Consider the following 19929-nt stretch of genomic DNA (forward strand, 5'->3'; position numbering starts at 1 on the left):
GCGCGTGGAACCCGGACTTTTCCTGATCTTCGCGGTCTTCGCGGGCTGCCTCATGGCCGGCGTGCCGGTGGCCTTCTGCCTGGGCGTCGCGGCCGTGGCGGGCTTTCTCTATGAAGGGCTGAACCCCGCCGTCGCCTTCCAGCAGATGGCCTCGGGCATGAGCATCTTCTCGCTGCTGGCCATCCCCTTCTTCATCTTTGCGGGCGAGATCATGCTGCATGGCGGCATCGCGCGGCGGCTGGTCGCACTCGCCTCGGCCGCGGTGGGATGGATGCGGGGCGGGCTTGGCATGGTGGATGTCTCCACCTCCATGCTGTTCGGCGGCATTTCCGGCTCGGCGGTGGCGGATACCTCGGCGACCGGCACCATCCTGATCCCGGCCATGAAGGCCAAGGGCTATGGCACGGATTACGCGGTGTCGCTCACGGTGACGAGCAGCATCGCGGGCATCCTGATCCCGCCCAGCCACAACATGATCCTCTACAGCTTGGCCGCTGGCGGCGGCATCTCGGTCTCGGCGCTGTTCATCGCGGGCATCGTGCCGGGGATCATGATGTGCCTGCTGCTGGCGCTCGCCGCCTATGTGATGGCGGTGCGGCGCGGCTATCCGGCGGATGGCTGGAAGGGCTTCCGGCATCTGCTCTGGGCCTTCGTGGATGCGCTGCCGGGGCTGCTGACCGCGGTCATCATCCTGGGCGGCGTGCTCTCGGGCGTCTTCACGGTCACCGAGAGTGCGGCCTTCGGCACCATCTGGGCGCTCTTGGTGACGCTGCTGGTCTATCGCGCGCTGCCCTGGAAGGATTTCGTGGTGGCCGTGCGGACCAGCGTGCGCACCACGGCGGTGGTCTTCCTGCTGGTGGGCACGGCGACCGCCTTCGCCTGGCTGCTGGCGATGTATCGCCTGCCCGAATTGCTGACGGAGGGCATGCTCGCCATCAGCGGCACCCCGATCGTCATCCTGCTGCTGATCAACCTCTGCCTGCTGCTGATGGGCTGCGTGATGGACATGGCGGCGCTGATCCTCATCACCACGCCGATCTTCCTGCCCGTCGTCGTCGCCATCGGGATGGACCCGGTGCAGTTCGGCATGGTGATGATGATGAACCTGGGCCTCGGCCTCACCACACCGCCCGTGGGGGCGGTGCTGTTTGTCGGCTGCGCCATAGGCCAGATCCGCATCGAGGAGGTGATGCGGACCATCTGGCCCTTCTGGGGCGCCATCCTGGTGGCGCTGGCGCTCACCACCTATTGGCCCGCGGTGTCCCTCACCTTGCCGCGGCTGCTGCTGGGATATGGCGGCTGAGCCGCGTCAGGCCGTGTGGAAGCTGTGCGCCAATTCGCGCAGCAGCTTGTTCTCGGTCTCCGAGATGGGGGAGGTGAGGCCGAGGAAGCTGCCGGTGGCGGACGCCACCTTGTGCGCCTGGGCCAGGACGCTGGCTTCGAGCGACTGCCGCTCGGGCGAGGTCAGGGTGTGGGTGAGGGCCGCGACGTAGTCCTTCCAGGCCTGGAAGAGGGCGGGGGCGGGGCGGGTGTGCAGCCAGGCCTCCAGCAGTTCCAGCGCCGGGCCGCCCTGCTGCAGCCCCGCCTGCTGCGCCCCGGCCAGGATCGCGCGGCGTTCCTCGGCGGAGATGCTGCCATCGGCCCAGGCGACCAGCACCATGGGGACGAGGGTGAGGGCCGCCAGTGTGCCGGTGCCGATCTGCAGCGCCATGAGGCGCGCGAGCACCGCGTCATCCACGATGCCGGTGGCGGCGGTCAATGCGTCCTTGCGGAACTTCTCGGCATCGGCCTGGAGCATGCGCTGGCGCAGCTCCTCATTGTGGCGGGCGAAGAAGGCCTCCTCCAACCCGGCGCGGCGGCTTGCGAGAATGCTTTCGGACATGGTGGTTCCTCCTGGTGGTCCGGAGGGCAGGATATCGCGTGGCGTGGCGGTCTCGCGTTATGATTTGGCGCAAGGCGCGCCCGATCCGGCCATGCTCAATCCGGCATGACGACCGAGGCGAGGCGCACGCCGTGGCGTGCCATGGACTGCGCGACGAAGCCCGAGCGCGTGAGCTCCGCCAGGAAGGCCGCGAGAAAGGCCACCGCCGCCGGATTGCGCCCGTCGGCCAGGCCCATGGCGTATTGTACGGCGTGGAAGCGCCCCGGCAGCACGCGCAGGCCGCCGAAGCGCGCCGCGTCCGCCTCCAGCTGCTGGCGTACGCCGGCGGCCACGTCGATGTTCTGCCGCAGGAACTCCTCCACCACACGGGGCGAGGTGGCCACGCGCACCAGCGTCGCGTCGCGGATCTCGCGGCGCAGATAGATGTCATAGACGCTGTTGAAGCCGACCGCGATGCGGATGCCGCGTTCATCCACCTGTTCATTCTCGATGATCGGCGAATGCTCGCGCACCAGGAAGACGCCCTCCACCTCGAGGAAGGGCGGCGTGAGGTCCATGCCCTGGCCGCGGCTCGCATCCACGGCGAAGAAGCCGATATCGCCATCCCCGCCGCGGAGCAGCTCCACGCTGCGGTTGGCCGAGGGGACCGGGATCACCTCCAGCGGCAAGGCGAGGCGACGGGCGAGCTCGCGCACGATGTCCACCGAGACGCCATGCGCCTCGGTCTCGCGCGGGCGGCGGCTGGCCAGAAGCGGATTGCCGAGGTTGATCACCGCGCGCAGCGTGCCGGTGGGCGCGATCTGCCGGGCGATGGCCACCGTGTCCTGCGCATGGGCGGGCAGGGCGAGCAAGGCGGGCAGGACGAGCGTGGCGCGGCGGGAGATCATGCCGACCCTTCCGGCGAGCGTGGAGCGATGCTGGGGGGCAATGGTGCCCGGGGGCGGAATCGAACCACCGACACTGCGATTTTCAGTCGCATGCTCTACCAACTGAGCTACCCGGGCGCGCTTGGTGGGCGGGTGATAGCGAAGCGGGCGGGGCCTGTCCAGCCGGGGTCAGCGTTCTTCTTCCTGGTCCTCGGGGTCCACGGCGGGGACGCTGTAGCTCTCCGTCAGCCAGCGGCCGAGATCCACCTGCCGGCAGCGCTCGGAGCAGAAGGGCCGGGCATGGCGTTGGCCGGGCTCGCGCGGCGGCAGGAGGCGGCGGCAGATGGGGCAGCGGGGCTCAGGCATCGGTGATCGCGGGGCTGGCGGCGGGGCGGAGCGTGAGGGGGTGGCCGGCGCGCGCGGTGAACTCGGCCAACGCCTCAGGCAGGGCGTTCAGGGCGAGGATGACGCGGGGTGGCGCTTCGAGTGCGAGGCGCCGGCTGGGGCTGGCGGCCGATTCGCGCATGGCCTGGCGCAGCAAGGCGAGGCTCTCAGCCAGCGCGCGATCGGCCAGCACCTCGTGCAGCGGCGGGTGGATGCGGGCGCGCCGAAGCTCGAACAGCCCGAGCGGGCCGAGGCCCAGCAGCTGTGTCAGCCCATCGGGCCCGCAGGCGCTGCGCAATTCCGGCTCCAGCGCCGCGCGCTGCTTCACCGAGAGGCCGGCGAGGTCGAGCAGGATGGGGCCGGCCAGGTCCCGGAGGCGAAGCTGGCGGGCGAATTCGGCGATGGCGCGGGCATTCACCTCGCGCGGGTCGGCGCCGCCGGAATCCACATCCACGGCGGTGAGCGCGGGCAAGGGCGAGATGATCAGCCGGCCGCCGCCGGCCAGCTCCCAGACGGGTTCGGCGAGGCGGGCGACCTCCTCTTCCAGTTCGGAATCGAAGGCCTCGGGCTGGAGCAGCACGCGGGCGTGGCCGAGCGCGGCCCTGAGGCGCGCCGCCTCGGCCGGGTCGTCGGTGACGATGCGCGCCTCGGGGTGGGTGGTGGCCCAGCGCAGCGCGGCGTCGGGGCCGCGGGCGATGAGGGCCAGCCCGCCGGGCGATTGCGGCGTGCGGGCGGAAAGGCGCGGGCCCTTGCCGCCCTGGCCGGCGCGCGTCACGCGCAGCGTGAGGATGGTGCCCTCGGGCGGGAGTTTCCGGCCCTCGCACTCGCTTTCGGGGAGGAAGCCGGTCTCGCCATCACCCCAAGGGGGGGGCAGCGCCACGAAGGCGCCGGCCAGCGCCGGCATGGCGGCGGTGATCCGTCCGCGCAGGATGTCGCCCACGCCATCGGGCCGCGCGGGGCGTTCGCAGCGATAGGCGATGAGGGCGCCGTCATTGAGCAGCGCCACCCGCCGCTCGCCGGGCGAGCGGGAGAGGCGGATCTGCCTCATGGGCGCAGCCAGCCGCAGCCGCGGAGCAACTGCGCCGTCTCGAAGAGGGGCAGGCCCACGACGTTGGAATGGCTGCCGGAGAGGAAGCGGACGAACATCTCGGCCGCACCCTGGATGGCATAGCCGCCCGCCTTGCCCTGCCATTCGGCCCCCTCGACATAGGCCGCCATCTGCTGGTCCGTCAGGCGCTGGAAGGCGAGGATGGTGGTGACGAGGCGATGCGTCACGCGGCCATCGGGGTGGCGGAGTGCGACGCCGGTGTGCACCTGGTGCCGACGGCCCGAGAGGAGTTCGAGGAAGCGCCGTGCCTCGGCGGCGTCGGCCGGCTTGCCCAGGATGCGGCGGCCGACACCCACCACCGTATCGGCGGCGAGGACCAGCGCGCCGGGGGCGTCCGCCGCCTCCGCCTTGGCGCGGGCGAGGCGGAGCGCGAGCTGGCGGGGCAGTTCCGCGCGCTTGGGCTCCTCGTCAATGTCGGTGGGGGCCACGCGGTCGGGCACGATGCCGATGCGCGCCAGCAGCTCGATCCGGCGCGGGCTGGCGGAAGCGAGGACCAGCGGTGGCCGCTCGCCTGGGACTGTCACGAGGAGGTCCGGCTTACTTGAAGCGGAAGGTGATGCGGCCCTTGGTGAGGTCATAGGGCGTCATCTCGACATTCACCCGGTCTCCCGCGAGGACGCGGATGCGGTTCTTGCGCATCTTCCCCGAGGTGTGGGCGAGCACCATGTGCTCATTGTCCAGCTTCACGCGGAACATCGCGTTGGGCAGGAGTTCAACGACCTGGCCGCTGAACTCGATCATATCCTCTTTCGACATTCGATTCCTTTGGTGGGCTTGGTCCGGGGCGCATGCGCGTGCGCCGCGGGCAAACCCCGGCGCTGGTGGCCGCTGAATGCGCCCGGAATGAAGCAACGTCAAGCTTTGGCGGGATGGACGCGCGCGGCGCGCCCGGTTCAAGCTGGCGCAAACAAGGGGGGAACGCGCCATGGCGCTGGTGGCGGCCGAGCGGATCGAGATCCAGGTGCTGGTGGACAATGTGCTGGACATGCTCTCCAGCACGCCGCGCTTCGTGACGCGGGAGACGCAGCAATTGCTGCGGCGGGGGATGAAGCGGACCACGGGCGGCGCGCTGTGCTGCGCGAGCCATGGGCTTTCGCTGCTGGTGACCGCGCATGGGCCGAAGGGTGCCAGGACCATGCTGTTCGATGGCGGGCCGGTGGACATGACCTTCGAGCGGAATGCCGTGCGGCTTGGCGTGGATTTCGCGGCGATCGAGGCGGTGATGCTGAGCCATGGCCATTGGGACCATGCGGGCGGGCTGCCGCAGGCGTTGGCCATGATCCAGGCCGCGACGCCGGGCCGGCGCGTGCCGCTCTATCTGCATCCGGGCATGTTCCGCGAGCGGGGGATGCGCCAGGGCGATGGGGGCGTGCTGCCGATGGACTACATCCCCACCCCCGCAGGATGGGCGGAGATGGGGGCGGAGCCGGTGGTGACGGCCGAGGCCCGGACCCTGCTGGATGACCTGTTCTACGTCAGTGCCGAAATCCCGCGCGTGACCCCCTATGAGCGTGGCCTGCCGGGCCAGGTGGCGCGCGATGCGGAGGGCAGCCCTTGGGTCCCGGATGAGGCGCTGATGGATGAGCGCTTCCTGGCGGTGCGGCTGGCTGACAAGGGCATCGTGGTGTTCTCGGCCTGCTCGCATGCGGGCGTGGTGAACGTGCTGCATGCGGCGCGTGCGGCCTTTCCGGGGGAGAAGCTGTTTGCCGTGATGGGCGGGTTTCACCTCTCGGGCGAGAACGAGAAGATCATCCCGGAGACGGTGGCCGATATCGCGGGCTTCGATTTGCCGCTGGTGATCCCGGCGCATTGCACGGGCTGGCGGGCGGTGAATGCGCTGGAGCGGGAGATGGGCGCGCGCGTGGTGCCGGCGGCGGTGGGGAAGCTGTTTACGTTGGAGGCGGGGATGTGAAGGTGCCGCAGGGGTCCGGGGAGCCCGTGGCTCCCCGGCGGGGCCTGGGGCGGCGCCCCAGACTTCTTGACTTTGATCCTAGGAATATGCGACCAATACGGCTTTACCCACCCGGTTGAGGCGGTGTCGTCGCTTCGGTCGGGGTGGGTTCGGCCCCCTTGCCTTCCGCGACCAGACGCTGCGCGAGGCGGAGGACATCGAGCGGGATTCCCGCGGTCTTCGCCTGCAATTCCAACGAGACCAGCCGGGCGGGGAAGAGCCAGAGCGCGCCTTTCACCACGTTGAGCTTGAAGTGGCTGGGGTAGTCCAGCTGTTCCATGATGCGCTTGGGGAGTGTGAGCTGGTTCTTGGATGTGACCTTGACGGTGATATGGGCCATTTGTCCGAAAGCTCCGTTGGGGGCATCGGAAAGATAGCAAGATGGTAAGGCAGTAAGGAAGATAATTTTCCTAAAACATCGGAGATGCAAGAACCTGAGGTTCTTGCCGGGGTTGCTAAGGGGCGGAGCCCCTTAGGCGGCCGCGCTCAGAATCCGCGCCAGCGCCTCATCCCGCCCCAGCGCGAAGAGCGTCAGGTCGATGGGCGGCGACATGGTGCTGCCGGTCAGCGCCACGCGCAGCGGTTGGGCCACATCCTTCAGCTTGATGCCCTTCACCTCGGCATAGTCGCGCAGCCAGTGTTCCAGGTCGGCCTTTTCCCAGGGCGCGGCCGAGAGGAATTCGGCGAGGTCGGCCAGGCGCGCCTTGGCGTCCGGCGTCAGCAGGGCCGCGGATTTCGCATCGGCCTCCGGCGCGCCGTCGGTGACGGCGAAGGCGGCGGAGGCGGCGAGTTCGGCCAGGTTCTTCGCGCGCTCCTGAAGTGCCGGCAGCAGCACCTGGAGCCGCGCGATCTTCTCCGTGCCGAAGAGTTCGCCCTTCACCTGCAGCCGGTGCAGCACATCGGGCAGCAGCGAAGCGGGGTCGGCCTGGCGCAGATAGACGCCGTTCACATGTTCGAGCTTCTTGTAGTCCATGCGGGAGGCGGCGCGGCCGACATCCTTCAGGTCGAAGATCTGCTCGGCGCGGGCGCGGGGGATGATCTCCTCATCGCCATGGCCCCAGCCCAGGCGCAGCAGGTAGTTGCAGACGGCCTCCGGCAGCAGGCCCTGGTCGCGGAAATCGAGCACGGAGACGGCGCCGTGCCGCTTGCTGAGCTTGGCGCCATCCGCGCCATGGATCAGCGGGATGTGGCCGAAGCGCGGGCGGTGCCAGCCCATCGCGTCATAGACCATGCATTGGCGGAAGGTGTTGGTCAGGTGGTCATCGCCGCGGATGACGTGGGTGATGCCCATGTCATGGTCGTCCACCACCACGGCATGCAGGTAGGTGGGCGTGCCGTCGGAGCGGAGGATGATCATGTCATCCAGCTCGGTATTGGCGACGGTGACGCGGCCCTGCACCTCGTCCTCCACCACCGTCTCGCCGTCGCGCGGCGCCTTGAGGCGGATGGCGAAGGGCTTGCCGGCCTCGTTGGGCCCGGGCTCGCGGTCGCGCCAGGTGCCGTCATAGCGGGGCGGGCGCTTTTCGGCGATGGCGCGCTCGCGCATCGCGACCAGTTCCTCGGGGGTTTCGTAGGCGCGGTAGGCCTTGCCGGCGGCGAGGAGTTCATGCGCCACCTCGGCGTGGCGGGCCTCGCGCTGGGACTGGAAGACGGGCGGCTCATCCGGGGAGAGGCCGAGCCAGGCGAGCGATTCCAGGATCTGGTCCACCGCCTCCTGCGTGCTGCGGGCGCGGTCCGTGTCCTCGATGCGCAGCAGATAGGCGCCGCCATGCCGGCGGGCGAAAAGCGCGTTGAACAGCGCGGTGCGGGCGCCACCGATATGCAGATAGCCGGTGGGCGAGGGGGCGAAGCGGGTGCGAACGGTCATGCGCCCTCATATCACGGCGCTGGACGGCGGGTGAGGGGTGGTGTTCCCCTGGTTGTGCATGGATGCCGCGACTCAACCCGCCGCGACCCGATTCTGGGTAATCCGCCGGCTGGAAGGCGAGGTGGGTCGGCTCGCGCTCTGGTTGCCGGTGGCCCTCGGCGCGGGGGTGCTGCTGTATTTCGCGCCCCGTTTCGAGCCGCCGCTCTGGTGGGGGCTGGCGGGGGTGGGGCCCGGGGCGTTGGCGCTTTGGCTCCGGGCCTCGCGGCCGCTCCTGGCCTGGGGGCTCGCGTTGCTGGCGGCGGTGGCGGCGGGCTTCGCGCTGGCGGCCTGGCATGCGGGGCGCGCCGCGCCGGTGCTGGAGATGCCGAGGGGCGCGGTGCAGCTCACCGGCACGGTGGTGGAGGTGGACCCGCTGCCGGGCGGCCTGCGCCTGACCCTGGGGGGCGCGCGCTGGGCCGAGGGGATGGCGCCCACGGCGCGCCTGATCCGCGTGCGGCTCCGCGGCAATGACCCGGCGCGGCCGGAGCCGGGCGATGCGGTGAGCCTGCGCGCCCTGCTGCGCCCGCCCGCGCCGCCCGCCTATCCGGGCGCCTGGGATTTCCAGCGGGCGGCCTTCTTCGAGGGGCTGGGGGGTTCCGGCTTTGCGCTCGGGCCGTTGGAGATCACCGCGCAAGGTGGCACCGCGCCGCCGCTGGCCGGCTTGCGCGCGCGGATCGAGGCGCGGGTGATGGCGGCGCTGCCCGGGCCGGGCGGCGCGGTGGCGGCCGCGCTGCTGACGGGCGGGCAGAGCGGCATCCCGCCCGAGGCGATGCAGGCCATGCGGGATTCGGGGCTCGCGCATCTGCTCTCGGTCTCGGGGCTGCATATCGCGATCGTGATGGGCCTCGTGTTTGCCGTGGTGCGGGGCGGGCTGGCGCTCTGGCCGGGCTTCGCGCTGCGCTTCGGCACCAAGCCCTGGGCGGCTTTGGCGGCGCTGGCGGCGGGCGGCTTCTACATGGTGCTGACCGGCAGCCAGGTGCCCATGCAGCGCAGCTTCGCCATGGCGGCGCTGGTGACGCTGGCCCTGCTGGCTGGCCGGCGCGCGCTCAGCCCGCGCGTCCTGGCCTTCGCGGCGCTGGCGGTGCTGCTGGTGCAGCCGGCGGCAATCCTCGGCCCCTCCTTCCAGATGAGCTTCGCCGCCGTGCTGGCGCTGATCGCGGGTTTCGAGGCGGCGCGGCCCTGGCTGATGGGCGGCACGGCGCCGCGGCCGCTCTGGCAGCGCGCCGGGCTGCTGCTGGCCGGCACGCTGCTGACCTCGGTGCTGGCCGGCCTGGCCACCACGCCCTTCGGCCTGCACCATTTCGGCCGGGTGCAGGTCTATGGCGTCGCGGCCAATGCGCTGGCGGTGCCGCTGACGAGCTTCCTGGTGATGCCGGCCGGCATGCTGGCGCTGCTGCTGATGCCCTTCGGCGGCGAGGCGCCGGCGCTGGCCCTCATGGGCTGGGGCATCGCGGGCATTCTCGCGGTGGCGCGGGCGGTGGCGGCCTGGCCGGGGGCCGCCTTGGCGCTGGCGCCCTTGCCGGCGGCCTCGCTCACCATCATCGCCCTGGGCTTCTGCTGGCTCTGCCTCTGGCGCCAGCGGTGGCGGTTGCTGGGCCTGGTGCCGATGGCGCTGGGCTTCGCCGGCTGGGGCTTCGCGAGCCTGCCCGCGGCGCTCGCTTCTGCCGATGGGCGCCTCTTCGCCTTCCAGGCAGGCGGCGAGGTCTTCATGGAGCGGCGCCCCGGCGCGGCACGATTCACCGGCGAGGCCTGGCTGCGCGGCTTCGGGGATGAGGCGGGCACGCCCCTGCCGCCGGAGGGCGAACTGGCCGATGGGCGCATCGGCTGCACGGCGTCGTCCTGCCTGCTGCGCGATGCGTCGGGCGCGCCGGCCGTGCTGCTGCTGCGCCCCGCGCCGCCACCGCGCGGCCAGCGCCCGGCGCCCGATTTCCGGCGCGGCCCGCACCCGGCCTGTGGCACGGCGCCCGTGATCCTCTCGCCCGAGCCGATCCGCGGCGAATGCCCGGGGAGTCTGGTGGTGGATCGCTTCTCGGTCTGGCGGGATGGCGCGCATGCGGTCTGGCTCGACCCGCCGCGCCTGATCTCGGACCGCGAATGGCGCGGCGATCGCCGCTGGGTGCCGCCGCGCCCCCGCCCACGCGGCGTGGGGCAGGAGCCGCTGGCCGAGACGGAGTGAGCCGCCCCTCAGTCCAGCTTCGCACCCACCGCGCGGGCCAGCGCGCCCCAGCGCTCCGTGTCGCACTGCATCAGCCGGGCCAGCGTCGCGGGCCCGGTGGCCTGTACCTCCACTCCCTGCTCGGCGAGGGCGGTGCGCAGCGCGGGGCGTGATGTCACCTCCACCAGTGCGGTGCTGAGTTGGGCGAGGGTCGGCGCGGGCACGCGGACCGAGCCCTCGAAGAGGCACATCTTGAACCACATGCCGCGCTCGCCCAGCATCTCGCCGTGATCGGCCGTGAAGATCACGATGGTGTTCTCATCGAGGCCGGCCGCCTTCAGCGTCGCCATGAGCTGGCCGAGCTTGTCGTCGATGTAGCTCGTCATCGCGTCATAGGCGTGGCGGGCATCGCGCAGCCGGTCCTGCGTGATGTCGTGCTCGTCGCAGCGCGTCAGCAGGTAGTGGCGCTGGCTGCGGCCATCCTGTTCCTCATAGGGGATCGGGCCCACGGCCGGCATGTCGATCTCGGACGGGTCGTAGCGGTCCCAGTGTTCCTGCGTGGTCACGAAGGGATTGTGCGGGTGCGTGAAGGAGACGGTGAGGAAGAAGGGACGCTTGTCCTCGTCCCGCGCCAGGTCGAACAGCTTGCGGTTGGCGGCGAAGGCCACCTCCTCGTCATGGTCGAGCTGCAGGCTGCGCGTGCAGAGCCCCGCCTCCACGACGCCCAGCAGGCTCATCCGCGCGCCGGAGACGGGCGGGTTGGAGGACCAGTCGGGCGTCCAGGTGAAGTCTGACGGATAGATGTCGGTGGTGATGCGCTCCTCATAGCCATGCAGCTGGTCCGGCCCCACGAAATGCATCTTGCCGGCGAGGATGGTGCGATACCCCTCCATGCGCAGGTGATGCATGAGCGTGGGCGTGGAGGAGGGGAAATCCGCGCCATTGTCGAAGGCGCCGATGCTGGTGGCGCGCTGGCCCGTCAGCATGGAGGCGCGCGAGGGCGCGCAGGTCGGGAAGTTGCAATAGGTGTTGCCGAAGACCGTGCCGCGCGCGGCCAGCGCATTGATGTGCGGCGTCTTGGCGACGGTACTGCCATAGGCCGGCAGCGCGCCGGCGGTGAGCTAATCGGCCATGACGAGGACGATGTTGGGCTTGCGCATGGGACGCTCCGTCATGGGATGAGGACCAGTTTCGCGGCGGCGACCCGGCCCGCATCGATATCGGCCACGGCCTGCGCCCCTTCGGCGAGCGGGCGCATCTCCAGCCAGTCCAGCGCGCCGAAGCGGCCGCCGATGAGCAGCGCGACCACGCTGCGGAATTCGGCCGGCGTGTAGCAATAGGTGCCGGTCAGCGTGATCTCCTGCAGCGTGATCCGCCGCACATCCAGGCCATCGGTCCCCGGCAGCAGGCCCGCATGCACGATGACGCCGCCCGGCCGCGCGATCCGGCTGGCGGCGGCGCGGGTCGTGGCATGGCCCACCGCATCGAGGATGAGGTCCGCGCTGCCATCCTCGGGGCCGTCCTCGGGCGCGCGGGCCAGTGTGATGCCCGCGCGCAACGCCGTCTCGCGCCGCGCGGGGTTGGGCTCGATGAGCCAGACCTCGCCGGCGCCGGCCTGGCGCAGCACCAGCGCGCAGGCGAGCCCGATGGCGCCCCCGCCCAGCACCAGGCAGCGCGCGCCCGGCAATGGCCGGCCCAGCAGCCGCGCGCCGTGATGCACGGCGTGGTAGGCCACCGCGATGGGTTCGGCCAGCGCCGCGTGCTGGGCCGGCATCTCCTCGGGGATCACGCAGAGGTTTTCGACCGGCGCGCGCACCCATTCGGCGAAGGCGCCGGGGCGCGGCGGCATGGAGAGGATCTCGCGCCGCGGCGAGAGATGCGGGCGGCCTTCCCGCGCGAAGGCGCAATCCGCGGGCACCCAGAGCGGATTCACGGCGACGCGCTGGCCCGCCAGCGGCCCGTCCAGCACGCGGCCGGCGGCCTCATGGCCCAGGATGATGGGCGTGGGGCGGCGCGAATCATGCCCATGGATGGCGTGCATGTCGGAGCCGCAGATGCCCACCGCCTCCACGCGCACCAGCGCCTCGCCCGCGCGGGGCTCGGGCTGCGGCTCCTCACGATAGACGAGCGTGTTGGGGGCGGTCTGGACGAGTGCTTTCATTTGGCGAGGAATCCTCCATCCACCGCCAAAACCTGGCCGGTGACATAGGCGCTGGCGTCGGAGCAGAGGAAGACGGCGGTGCCGTGCAGATCCTCAAGCCGCCCGTTGCGGCCGATGCAGGTGCGCTCGGCGAGCGATGCCGCGCGCGCCGTGTCGTTGAAGACGGGTGCCGTGAGCGGCGTCGGGAAGAAGCCGGGCGCGATGGCGTTGCAGGTGATGCCCTGGCGGGACCAGGCCTCGGCGATGGCGCGGGTGAGCTGCGCGACGCCGCCCTTGCCCGCGCCATAGGGCGCGCTGTCGGGAAAGGCGCGGAAGGATTGCAGCGAGCCGATGTTCAGGATGCGCCCCCAGCCGCGCGCGGCCATGCTGGGCGCAAAGCGCTGCGTGAGCAGGAAGGGCGCGCGCAGGTGGAGTGCCATGTGCAGGTCGAAGGCCTCGGCCGTCACCTGCTGGAAGGGCTGGCGCAGGTTCACGCCGGCCGCGTTCACCAGGATGTCGGGCGAGGCCGTCACCGCGCTGAAATCGGTGGCGGTGAGGTCGAGCGGCAGCGCCTCGGCCGCGATGCCCTCGGCGGTGAGTTCGGCGACGGCCAGCGCCAGCTCCGCCTCACGCCGCGCGGAGAGGATGAGCCGCGCGCCAGCGAGGCCCAGCGCGCGGGCGATGGCGAGGCCGATGCCGGAATTGCCGCCAGTCACGAAGGCCGTGCGGCCTTCCAGCGCGAAGAGGGGGGCGAGGCGGCTCACGCGGGGCGCACGCCCATCGCCAGCGTGCGTTCATCCATCCGCGCGTCGATGCGAAGCCCTGGCTTGATGGCCCAGACATTGACCAGGTTGTAGAGCGGGATCACCGCCACATCATCCGCCGCCATGCGTACCGCCTCGCGCAGCATCGCCTCGCGCTGGGCGTCATCCGTCGTGGTCAGCGCGCGCTCGACCAGCGCATCCATGGCGGGGTTGCTGTAGCGGTGGTGGTTGAAGGTGCCCAGGCGCCGTTCGCGGCTGAAGGTGCCGACGACACCCATCAGGGCGCCGAAGGAATCCGCGGCCGAGGAACCCCAGCCGATCAGATGCATGGCGAATTCCTGCCGCGCCGCGCGGGCGGGGAAGGCGGCCCAGGGCAAGGCCACCACCTCGGTGCGGATGCCCACGCGCGTCCACATCTGCGCCACGGCCTGGCAGGTGCGGCTGTCATTCGGATAGCGGTCATTGGGGGTGTGCAGGGTCAGGCGGAAGCCCTGCGGGAAGCCCGCCTCGGCCAGCAGGCGGCGCGCGGCCTCGGGGTCATGGGCCGGCGGCGGCACCTCGGGGTTGTAGGAGAAGATGCCCGGCGGCAGCCATTGGCCGGCCGGGCGCGCCGTGCCCTCCATGACGCGCGTGGCCAGCCCCTCGCGGTCGATCGCGATGGAGAGCGCGCGGCGCACCCGCACATCCTGCAAGGGGTTGGTCGGCAGCGGGCGGCCTTCATTGTCGGCGACGAAGACCGGATTCTCGCGGCGCGAGAAATCCGGCGCCAGGAAGATCAGCCGCAGGCTCGGCGCCTCGGCGATGGTGACGCGCGCATCCCGGCGCAGGCGGCTGAGATCGGCCGAGGGGACCTGGTCGATCACGTCCACATCGCCCGCCAGCAGCGCGGCGAGGCGCGCGCTGTCATTGGTGATCATGCGCGTGCTGACGCGCGCCCAGGGTTGCGGCCCGCGCCAATAGGCGTCGTTGCGCACGAGCTCGATGCGGTCGCCCGCGCGGAAGGAGACGAAGCGATAGGGGCCGGTGCCGATGGCGGCCTTTCCGCTGTTGAAATCCTCGGTCGCGGCACCGCTCGCCGCGTGGCGGGCGATGATGGCGATGAAGCTCATGTCGCTCGGCATGGTCGGGTGCGGGCGTTCGGTGTGCAGCCGCAGCGTCAGCGGATCGAGGATCTCGACGCGCTGGATGGAGCGCAGATAGAGGGCGAAGCCGCCCGGGGCGCTGGGCACATTGGGCGCGCGCTCGATGGTGAAGGCCACGTCCTCCGCGGTGAAGGGCCGGCCATCATGCCATTGCACGCCGGCGCGCAGCTTGAATTCCCAGATTGTGGGGGCGACGAGGCGCCAGCTCTCCGCGAGGCCGGGGACGAGGCGCGCATCCGCCGTGCGCTCGGTCAGCCGGTCGAAGATGTGCGACGCGATGGCGCTGTTGAAGGAGGCGTTGAAGAAGTGCGGGTCGATCGAGGTGACGGGCGCGCCAATGCCGATGGTGAGCGTGGGGCCAGCCGGGGCCTGCGCCAGAGCCGGTGTGGCGGCGGCGGCGAGCAGCGCCGTGCGGCGGGTGAGGGACATGATCTAGCCTCCACTGCGAATGACCTGGCCGGGATTGGCCGCTGTGCGCTGCCCGTCGCGCAGCGTGGCGACGCCGCCGAGCAGGACATGCTGGAATCCTTCGGGGTGGCGGCGCGGCTCGCGCACGCTGCTGGCATCCCGCACGCGGGCGGGGTCGAAGACCACGATGTCGGCGATGGCGCCGCCATGCAGCCGGCCACGGTCCCGCAGGCCCAGGCGCTCGGCGGGGAGCGAGGTGATGCGGCGGACCGCCTCGGGCAGGGGGATCACGCGCTCGTCCCGCACATAATGGCCGAGCAGCCGCGCCACCCAGCCATAGCCGCTGAGCGAGCCGATGGTCTCGGCCAGCGGGCCGCGCGGCGTCAGCGCCTTGGTGTCGGACATCACGGCGCATTCGGCCTGTTCGAGGCAGAGGCGCACATCGGCGTCGTCGAAGCCGCGCGAGGTCCACATCACATTGTTCAGCCCCTCGCCCTCGGCCTCCAGCAGGTCGAGCGCCGCGTCCATCGGCTCGGTGTTGCGGCGGCGGCCGATCTCGCTGAAGGACATGCCCACCAGCTCGGGATGCGCCTCGGAGCGCAGCAGGCGGATCTCGTCGAAGCGGCGTTCGGCGACGAGGCGCCACATGGGGCGCGGGTTGTGCTTCATCGCCTCGCGCTGCGCGGGGTCCCGCAGGCGCTGGAGCACGCCCTGCGGCCCGCCATCCCGCGCCCAGGCGGGCAGGGAGGAGACGACGGAGGTGTGGTTCCAGTCATGCGGGATGATGTCGAAGGCGACGTCCACATCCTCCCGCCGGGCGCGGTCCAGCAGCTCCAGCGTATGCGCCATGGCGCGGCGCGGCGCGCCGTATTTCGGCTGGATATGGGAGATCTGCAGGCGCGCGCCGGATTGGCGGGCGGTCGCGACAGCTTCGGTGAAGCCCAGGTCGTAATGCACATCGCGGTTGCGGACATGGGTGGCGTAGAGGCGGTTGTGCCGGGCGCAGCACTGGCAGAGCTCCACCACCTCCTCCATCGGCGCGATATTGCCGGGGAAGTATTCGAGGCCGGTGGAAAAGCCGATCGCCCCCGCCTCGAAGGCCTGTTCGGCCAGGCGCACCATCGCCTTCATCTCATCCGGCGTGGTGGGGGAGACGCTGTCGCATTTGATGGCCTGGCGGATCGCGCCATGGCCGACCATGGCTGCGACATTCACGCCGAGGGGCTGCGCGTCCAGCCGGTCCAGGTAATCGCCGAAGCTGCGCCAGGTGACCTCGATGCCCGCATCATGGAAGCCGATGAGCTGGCTCGGCTTCATCTCGCCGGTGAAGGGCGCGCAGGAGAAGCCGCATTGGCCGATCACCTCGAGTGTCACGCCCTGGCAGACCTGGCTGTCCGCGCTGCCATCCACCAGCAGCACGAAATCGCTATGGGTGTGGATGTCGATGAAGCCCGGTGCGACCATGCAGCCCGTGGCATCCAGCACCTCGGCCGCCGCGCCGAGATCGAGCCCGATGGCGGCGATCCGGCCGTCCTTCACGCCGAGATCGGCGCGGTAGGCGGCCGCACCCGTGCCGTCCAGGATTTCGCCCCCTGTGATCAGCACGTCGAACATGGTCAGGCTTTCCTGGCTGCGGCGAGTTCCTCGCCGATGATGGTGACGATCACGCTGCATTCCGCTTCGGTGAGCGTCAGCGGGATGCGCATGTCGCAGAGGCGTTCCAGCACGCGGGCGGTCTCGGGCGGGGTGTGCGGGTCGCGCAGGTAGCGCCACTGGGCGGAGACGCTGGTATAGCCCTGCGCCTCGCGTGCGCCGAACCACTTCAGGAACACGCCGCGTGCCTTGCACCCGGCGAGGAAGCCCTCGAAGCCCGCGTCATCCAGCCCGGTGACCGCGAATTGGATGGAGGATTGCACGAATTCCTCTTCCTGCGGGCGATGGGGCAGGCGCAGGCCGGGCAGCTTCGCCAGGGCGGCGGCGAGGCGGCCGTAGCGGTCGTTCCAGACCCGCGCCCGCTCGGCCAGCAGGGCGAGCTGCGGCCGCGCGGCGGCGGCGACGAGGTTGGACATGCGCAGCGAGAAATTGGGCGTGACATCCCGCCAGCGGGCAAACACCGCCTCATCGGGCCGCGCGCGGTGCTGGCCATAGAGCATGTAGCTGCCCGAATGCAGGATGGCGCGCGCGGCGACGTCTTCGTCATCCGTCGCGAGCAACCCGCCCTCGCCGCCATTGACGTGCTTGTAGGCCTGCAGGCTGAAACAGCCGACGCGGCCGAAGGTGCCGGTGGGCTTGCCGGCCCAATTCGCCCCCATGGTGTGGGCGCAATCCTCGATGACGGTGACGCCCATCCGGTCACAGAGCGCCATCAGGCGCGGCATGTCGGCGATGTGGCCGCGCATGTGCGAGAGCAGCAGGTGACGTGCGCCCGAGGCCTCTGCCTTGCGCGCCAGATCGTCAAGGTCGATCACCAGATCGGGCGTGATCTCGACGAGCACCGGCTCCGCCCCCGCATGCGCCACGGCGCCGGGGACGGGGGCGAGGGTGAAGGCATTCATCAGCACAGGGTCGCCCGGCTGCACGCCGGTGCAGCGGAGTGCCAGGAACATCGAACTGCCGCAGGAATTCACCGCCACCGCGTATCTCGTGCCGAGCAGGGCTGCGAATTCGGCTTCCAGCAGCGAGGCCTCGGAGGCATCGCCCATGGTCTCGCCATAGCGATGCAGCCAGCCCGCGCGCAGCACGCCGAGCGCGGCCGCGATGCCCGCTTCGGGGATGGCGGGCGGCGAGGAGAGGTCGCGGTCCAGGCGCAACATCAGCTTTTCACCGGCTCGCCCAGATCGAAGTTGGCGCCGGGAAAATAGCGCGCGAGGCGCACATCGGCCGAGCGCGCATGCGCCTCCATCCCCTCGGCGCGGGAGATGCGGGCGGTGGCCAGCGCCACCTCGCGCGAGCCTTCGCGCGTCATCTTCTGCCAGGAGAGCGGCTTGAGGAATTTGTGCACCGAAAGGCCCGCCGAATAGCGCCCGGCGGCCTTGGTGGGCAGGATGTGGTTGGGGCCGCTCGCCTTATCCCCGTAGGCCACCGTGGTTTCCTCCCCCAGGAAGAGCGAGCCGTAATTGCAGAGATTCTCGCGCCACCAGTCGAGGTCACGCGCCTGCACCTGGAGATGCTCGCAGCAATAGGCGTCGGAGACCTGCACCGCCTCCTCCCGCGTGTCGCAGACCACCACCTCGCCGAAATCGCGCCAGGCCGCACCCGCTGCGTCGCGCGCGGTGGGGGGCAGCGCCTCGATCAGGTGCGGGATATGCGCCATGACGGCTTCCGCCAACGCGCGGTCGGTCGAGATCAGCCAGCCCGGGCTTTCATGCCCGTGCTCCATCTGCGCCACCAGATCCACGGCAACGATCTCGGGGTCCGCCGTGTCATCCGCGATGACCGCGACCTCGGAAGGCCCGGCGAAGACATCGATGCCGACCTTGCCGTAGAGCTGGCGCTTGGCCTCCGCCACGAATTTGTTGCCCGGTCCCACCACGATATCGGCCGGCTTGCCGGTGAAGAGGCCATGCGCAAGGGCCGCGATGGCCTGCACGCCACCCAGCGTCATCACGATATCCGCACCCGCCGCGCGCAGCGCATAGAGCACGAGGGGATGCACGCCCTCGGCCCCGCGCGGGCCGGAACAGGCGATGACGGTCGGCACGCCCGCCGCCTTGGCCGTGGCAACGGACATATAGGCCGAGGCGATGTGGGCGTAGCGCCCCGCCGGCACATAGCAGCCCGCCACCTGCATCGGCACGAGCTTCTGCCCCACGACCACGCCGGGCGAGAGCTCGACCGAGAAATCCTGCACGCTCGCGCGCTGGGCGAGGGCGAAGCGGCGGACGCGATCCACCGCGAAGTCGATATCCTCGCGGATGCCGGCGGGGATGTTCGCCAGGCGGCGATCAATCTCCTCGCCGGTCACGATGATCTCGCCGGTCCAGCCATCCAGCCGCGCGGCATGGGCGCGCACCGCGGCTTCGCCGCCGGCCGCGATATCGGCCAGCATGGCCTCGACCACGCCGCGCGCCTCGGAGGTCGTGTCCTCCGGCGTGCGGCTCGCGCGCTTGAGATGGGTGATGGCCATGGATGCTGTCCTGGAAATGGGGGGCGCGGGCCGAAGCCCGCGCCGGTTGGTTACTGGTTGAGCGCGAAGGCGCGCAGCTGCGGGTTCTCGGCGATGCGGCGCAGCACGGCATCGGTGAGGTAGGCGGAGGTGGGCGGCGCCTGCGGCACGGTCCCCACCTGCTGCAGGAACTCGCCCAGGCCCTGGTACCAGCGATCCGCCTGCGACGGCCCATTGGCGCGGGACATCAGGCGCAGCTGCTCCTCCAGCCCGAAGATCGGCCGCCGCGCCACCTCGGCGCGGAGTGCGGCTTCCGTCACGGTCACGCCGCCGGCCGTGTAGAAGCGGTTCATCACCTGGATGGTCTGGTCCGGGTTGGCCTTCATCCAGGCGATCCCGCGCAGGATGACGGCCAGGTAGCGCGCCACCATGTCCGGGTTGCGGGTCAGGAACTCGTCGCGGACGATGATGTTGCCGGGCACGATGGCATCCGCATCGCTGCCGCTGCACAGCGGCACGGCGTTCATCCGCTCCTCCGCCGTGTAGATATTGGGCGCCCAGAGGCCCGCGAGGCGACCCTCGCCGGTGGAGAAGGCGGAGAGGATCTGCGCCTGGTTCAGGTTCACCACCTGCAGCGCGTCGCGCGGGATGTTCCAGCGCCGCAGGCAGTTCTGCAGCACATAATCCACCGTGGTGTTCACCGTGATCAGCACGCGCTGGCCGCGCAGGCTGGCCGGGTTGGCGCGGATCGCCTCCACCTGGTCGCGGCGCGCCATCAGCACATTGGTGGCACTCTCATCATTCGAGATGGCGATGGTGCGGATGTTGAAGCGCGCGGCGCCCAGCACGCCCGGCGCCGAGCCGGTGATGCCCACATCCCAGGTGCCGGCCGCGGCGGCCGCGATCTGCGGCGGGCCGGCGGGGAAGGAGGAGAAATTGGGCTCGATGCCCATCTGCCGCCACCAGCCCTGCTCGGTGGCGAGGTGCAGCGGTACCATCGAATAGAGCGCGGGCTGCATCGAGATGTTCAGCCGCGTCGTCTGTTGCGCCGTGGCCGGCATCGCGCCCAAGGCGAGCCCGGCCGCGAGAAGGCCGCCGGTGAATGTCCTGCGAAGCAT

Annotated in this window: 19 protein-coding genes and 1 tRNA gene; 3 read left to right on the forward strand and 17 right to left on the reverse strand. The window is 70.8% G+C overall.

All coding sequences use genetic code 11. The features are described from left to right. Positions 1–4 precede the first annotated feature (4 nt). The gene (locus KTR66_RS01235; protein ID WP_213609529.1) at positions 5–1303 is read left to right on the forward strand and encodes a TRAP transporter large permease; all 1299 of its coding nucleotides are present in this window, start codon (positions 5–7) and stop codon (positions 1301–1303) included. 6 nt (positions 1304–1309) lie between these two features. Here KTR66_RS01235 and KTR66_RS01240 read toward each other — a convergent pair whose 3' ends face one another. From KTR66_RS01240 to infA, 7 genes are all read right to left on the reverse strand, one after another. After that, the gene (locus KTR66_RS01240; protein ID WP_213609531.1) at positions 1310–1882 is read right to left on the reverse strand and encodes a hypothetical protein; all 573 of its coding nucleotides are present in this window, start codon (positions 1880–1882) and stop codon (positions 1310–1312) included. Positions 1883–1977: 95 nt separating this feature from the next. Beyond that, the gene (locus KTR66_RS01245) at positions 1978–2769 is read right to left on the reverse strand and encodes a transporter substrate-binding domain-containing protein (RefSeq protein WP_213609533.1); all 792 of its coding nucleotides are present in this window, start codon (positions 2767–2769) and stop codon (positions 1978–1980) included. A gap of 41 nt (positions 2770–2810) precedes the next feature. After that, positions 2811–2886 (reverse strand) — tRNA-Phe (locus tag KTR66_RS01250). A 51-nt stretch (positions 2887–2937) separates the two neighbouring features. After that, positions 2938–3114: a DNA gyrase inhibitor YacG gene (locus KTR66_RS01255; protein ID WP_213609535.1), complete on the reverse strand. Its 177-nt coding sequence runs from the start codon at positions 3112–3114 to the stop codon at positions 2938–2940. Further along, on the reverse strand, positions 3107–4180 hold the full coding sequence (locus KTR66_RS01260; RefSeq protein ID WP_213609537.1) for a ribonuclease E/G: 1074 nt from the start codon (positions 4178–4180) through the stop codon (positions 3107–3109). The genes KTR66_RS01255 and KTR66_RS01260 overlap by 8 nt, the downstream gene beginning before the upstream one ends. Next, positions 4177–4818: a nucleoside triphosphate pyrophosphatase gene (locus KTR66_RS01265; RefSeq protein ID WP_213609539.1), complete on the reverse strand. Its 642-nt coding sequence runs from the start codon at positions 4816–4818 to the stop codon at positions 4177–4179. Before KTR66_RS01265 ends, KTR66_RS01260 begins: the two co-directional genes overlap by 4 nt. Next, a complete protein-coding gene (gene infA / locus KTR66_RS01270; RefSeq protein ID WP_007003972.1) occupies positions 4778–4996 on the reverse strand; it encodes a translation initiation factor IF-1 in 219 nt (72 codons plus the stop codon). The genes KTR66_RS01265 and infA overlap by 41 nt, the downstream gene beginning before the upstream one ends. 169 nt (positions 4997–5165) lie before the next feature. Between infA and KTR66_RS01275 the strand changes: the two genes are divergently transcribed. Further along, complete coding sequence (locus KTR66_RS01275) at positions 5166–6152, forward strand: MBL fold metallo-hydrolase (protein WP_213609541.1); 987 nt, start codon at positions 5166–5168, stop codon at positions 6150–6152. Positions 6153–6255: 103 nt separating this feature from the next. Here KTR66_RS01275 and KTR66_RS01280 read toward each other — a convergent pair whose 3' ends face one another. Together KTR66_RS01280 and gltX are read right to left on the reverse strand one after the other, a co-directional pair. Next, complete coding sequence (locus tag KTR66_RS01280) at positions 6256–6531, reverse strand: hypothetical protein (protein WP_213609543.1); 276 nt, start codon at positions 6529–6531, stop codon at positions 6256–6258. Between the two features lie 132 nt (positions 6532–6663). Next, entirely contained in the window at positions 6664–8058 is a 1395-nt protein-coding gene (gene gltX / locus KTR66_RS01285) for a glutamate--tRNA ligase (protein ID WP_213609545.1), read from the reverse strand. Between the two features lie 121 nt (positions 8059–8179). On the opposite strand from gltX, the gene KTR66_RS01290 reads away from it, so the two are divergent. Then, positions 8180–10273, forward strand: coding sequence for a ComEC/Rec2 family competence protein (locus KTR66_RS01290; RefSeq protein WP_213609547.1), 2094 nt, complete (start codon positions 8180–8182; stop codon positions 10271–10273). A gap of 8 nt (positions 10274–10281) precedes the next feature. Here KTR66_RS01290 and KTR66_RS01295 read toward each other — a convergent pair whose 3' ends face one another. The 8 genes from KTR66_RS01295 to KTR66_RS01330 form a co-directional block, all read right to left on the reverse strand. Continuing rightward, positions 10282–11358, reverse strand: coding sequence for a sulfatase-like hydrolase/transferase (locus KTR66_RS01295; protein WP_213609910.1), 1077 nt, complete (start codon positions 11356–11358; stop codon positions 10282–10284). Between the two features lie 65 nt (positions 11359–11423). Further along, positions 11424–12413 (reverse strand): zinc-binding dehydrogenase, encoded by a 990-nt coding sequence (locus KTR66_RS01300; protein WP_213609549.1) that lies wholly within the window; start codon positions 12411–12413, stop codon positions 11424–11426. Continuing rightward, entirely contained in the window at positions 12410–13156 is a 747-nt protein-coding gene (locus tag KTR66_RS01305; protein WP_213609551.1) for an SDR family oxidoreductase, read from the reverse strand. Before KTR66_RS01305 ends, KTR66_RS01300 begins: the two co-directional genes overlap by 4 nt. After that, positions 13153–14727 (reverse strand): ABC transporter substrate-binding protein, encoded by a 1575-nt coding sequence (locus tag KTR66_RS01310; protein ID WP_213609553.1) that lies wholly within the window; start codon positions 14725–14727, stop codon positions 13153–13155. The genes KTR66_RS01305 and KTR66_RS01310 overlap by 4 nt, the downstream gene beginning before the upstream one ends. Positions 14728–14730: 3 nt before the next feature. Next, positions 14731–16320, reverse strand: a complete 1590-nt coding sequence (locus KTR66_RS01315) for an amidohydrolase family protein (protein ID WP_213609555.1) — start codon at positions 16318–16320, stop codon at positions 14731–14733. A gap of 2 nt (positions 16321–16322) precedes the next feature. After that, the gene (locus KTR66_RS01320) at positions 16323–17519 is read right to left on the reverse strand and encodes a DegT/DnrJ/EryC1/StrS aminotransferase family protein (RefSeq protein ID WP_213609557.1); all 1197 of its coding nucleotides are present in this window, start codon (positions 17517–17519) and stop codon (positions 16323–16325) included. After that, on the reverse strand, positions 17519–18832 hold the full coding sequence (gene hisD, locus KTR66_RS01325) for a histidinol dehydrogenase (RefSeq protein WP_213609559.1): 1314 nt from the start codon (positions 18830–18832) through the stop codon (positions 17519–17521). Before hisD ends, KTR66_RS01320 begins: the two co-directional genes overlap by 1 nt. A gap of 50 nt (positions 18833–18882) precedes the next feature. Then, positions 18883–19929 (reverse strand): ABC transporter substrate-binding protein, encoded by a 1047-nt coding sequence (locus tag KTR66_RS01330; RefSeq protein WP_213609561.1) that lies wholly within the window; start codon positions 19927–19929, stop codon positions 18883–18885.

Origin of the sequence: Roseococcus sp. SDR (assembly GCF_019083995.1) — a bacterium.
GTDB lineage: Bacteria > Pseudomonadota > Alphaproteobacteria > Acetobacterales > Acetobacteraceae > Roseococcus.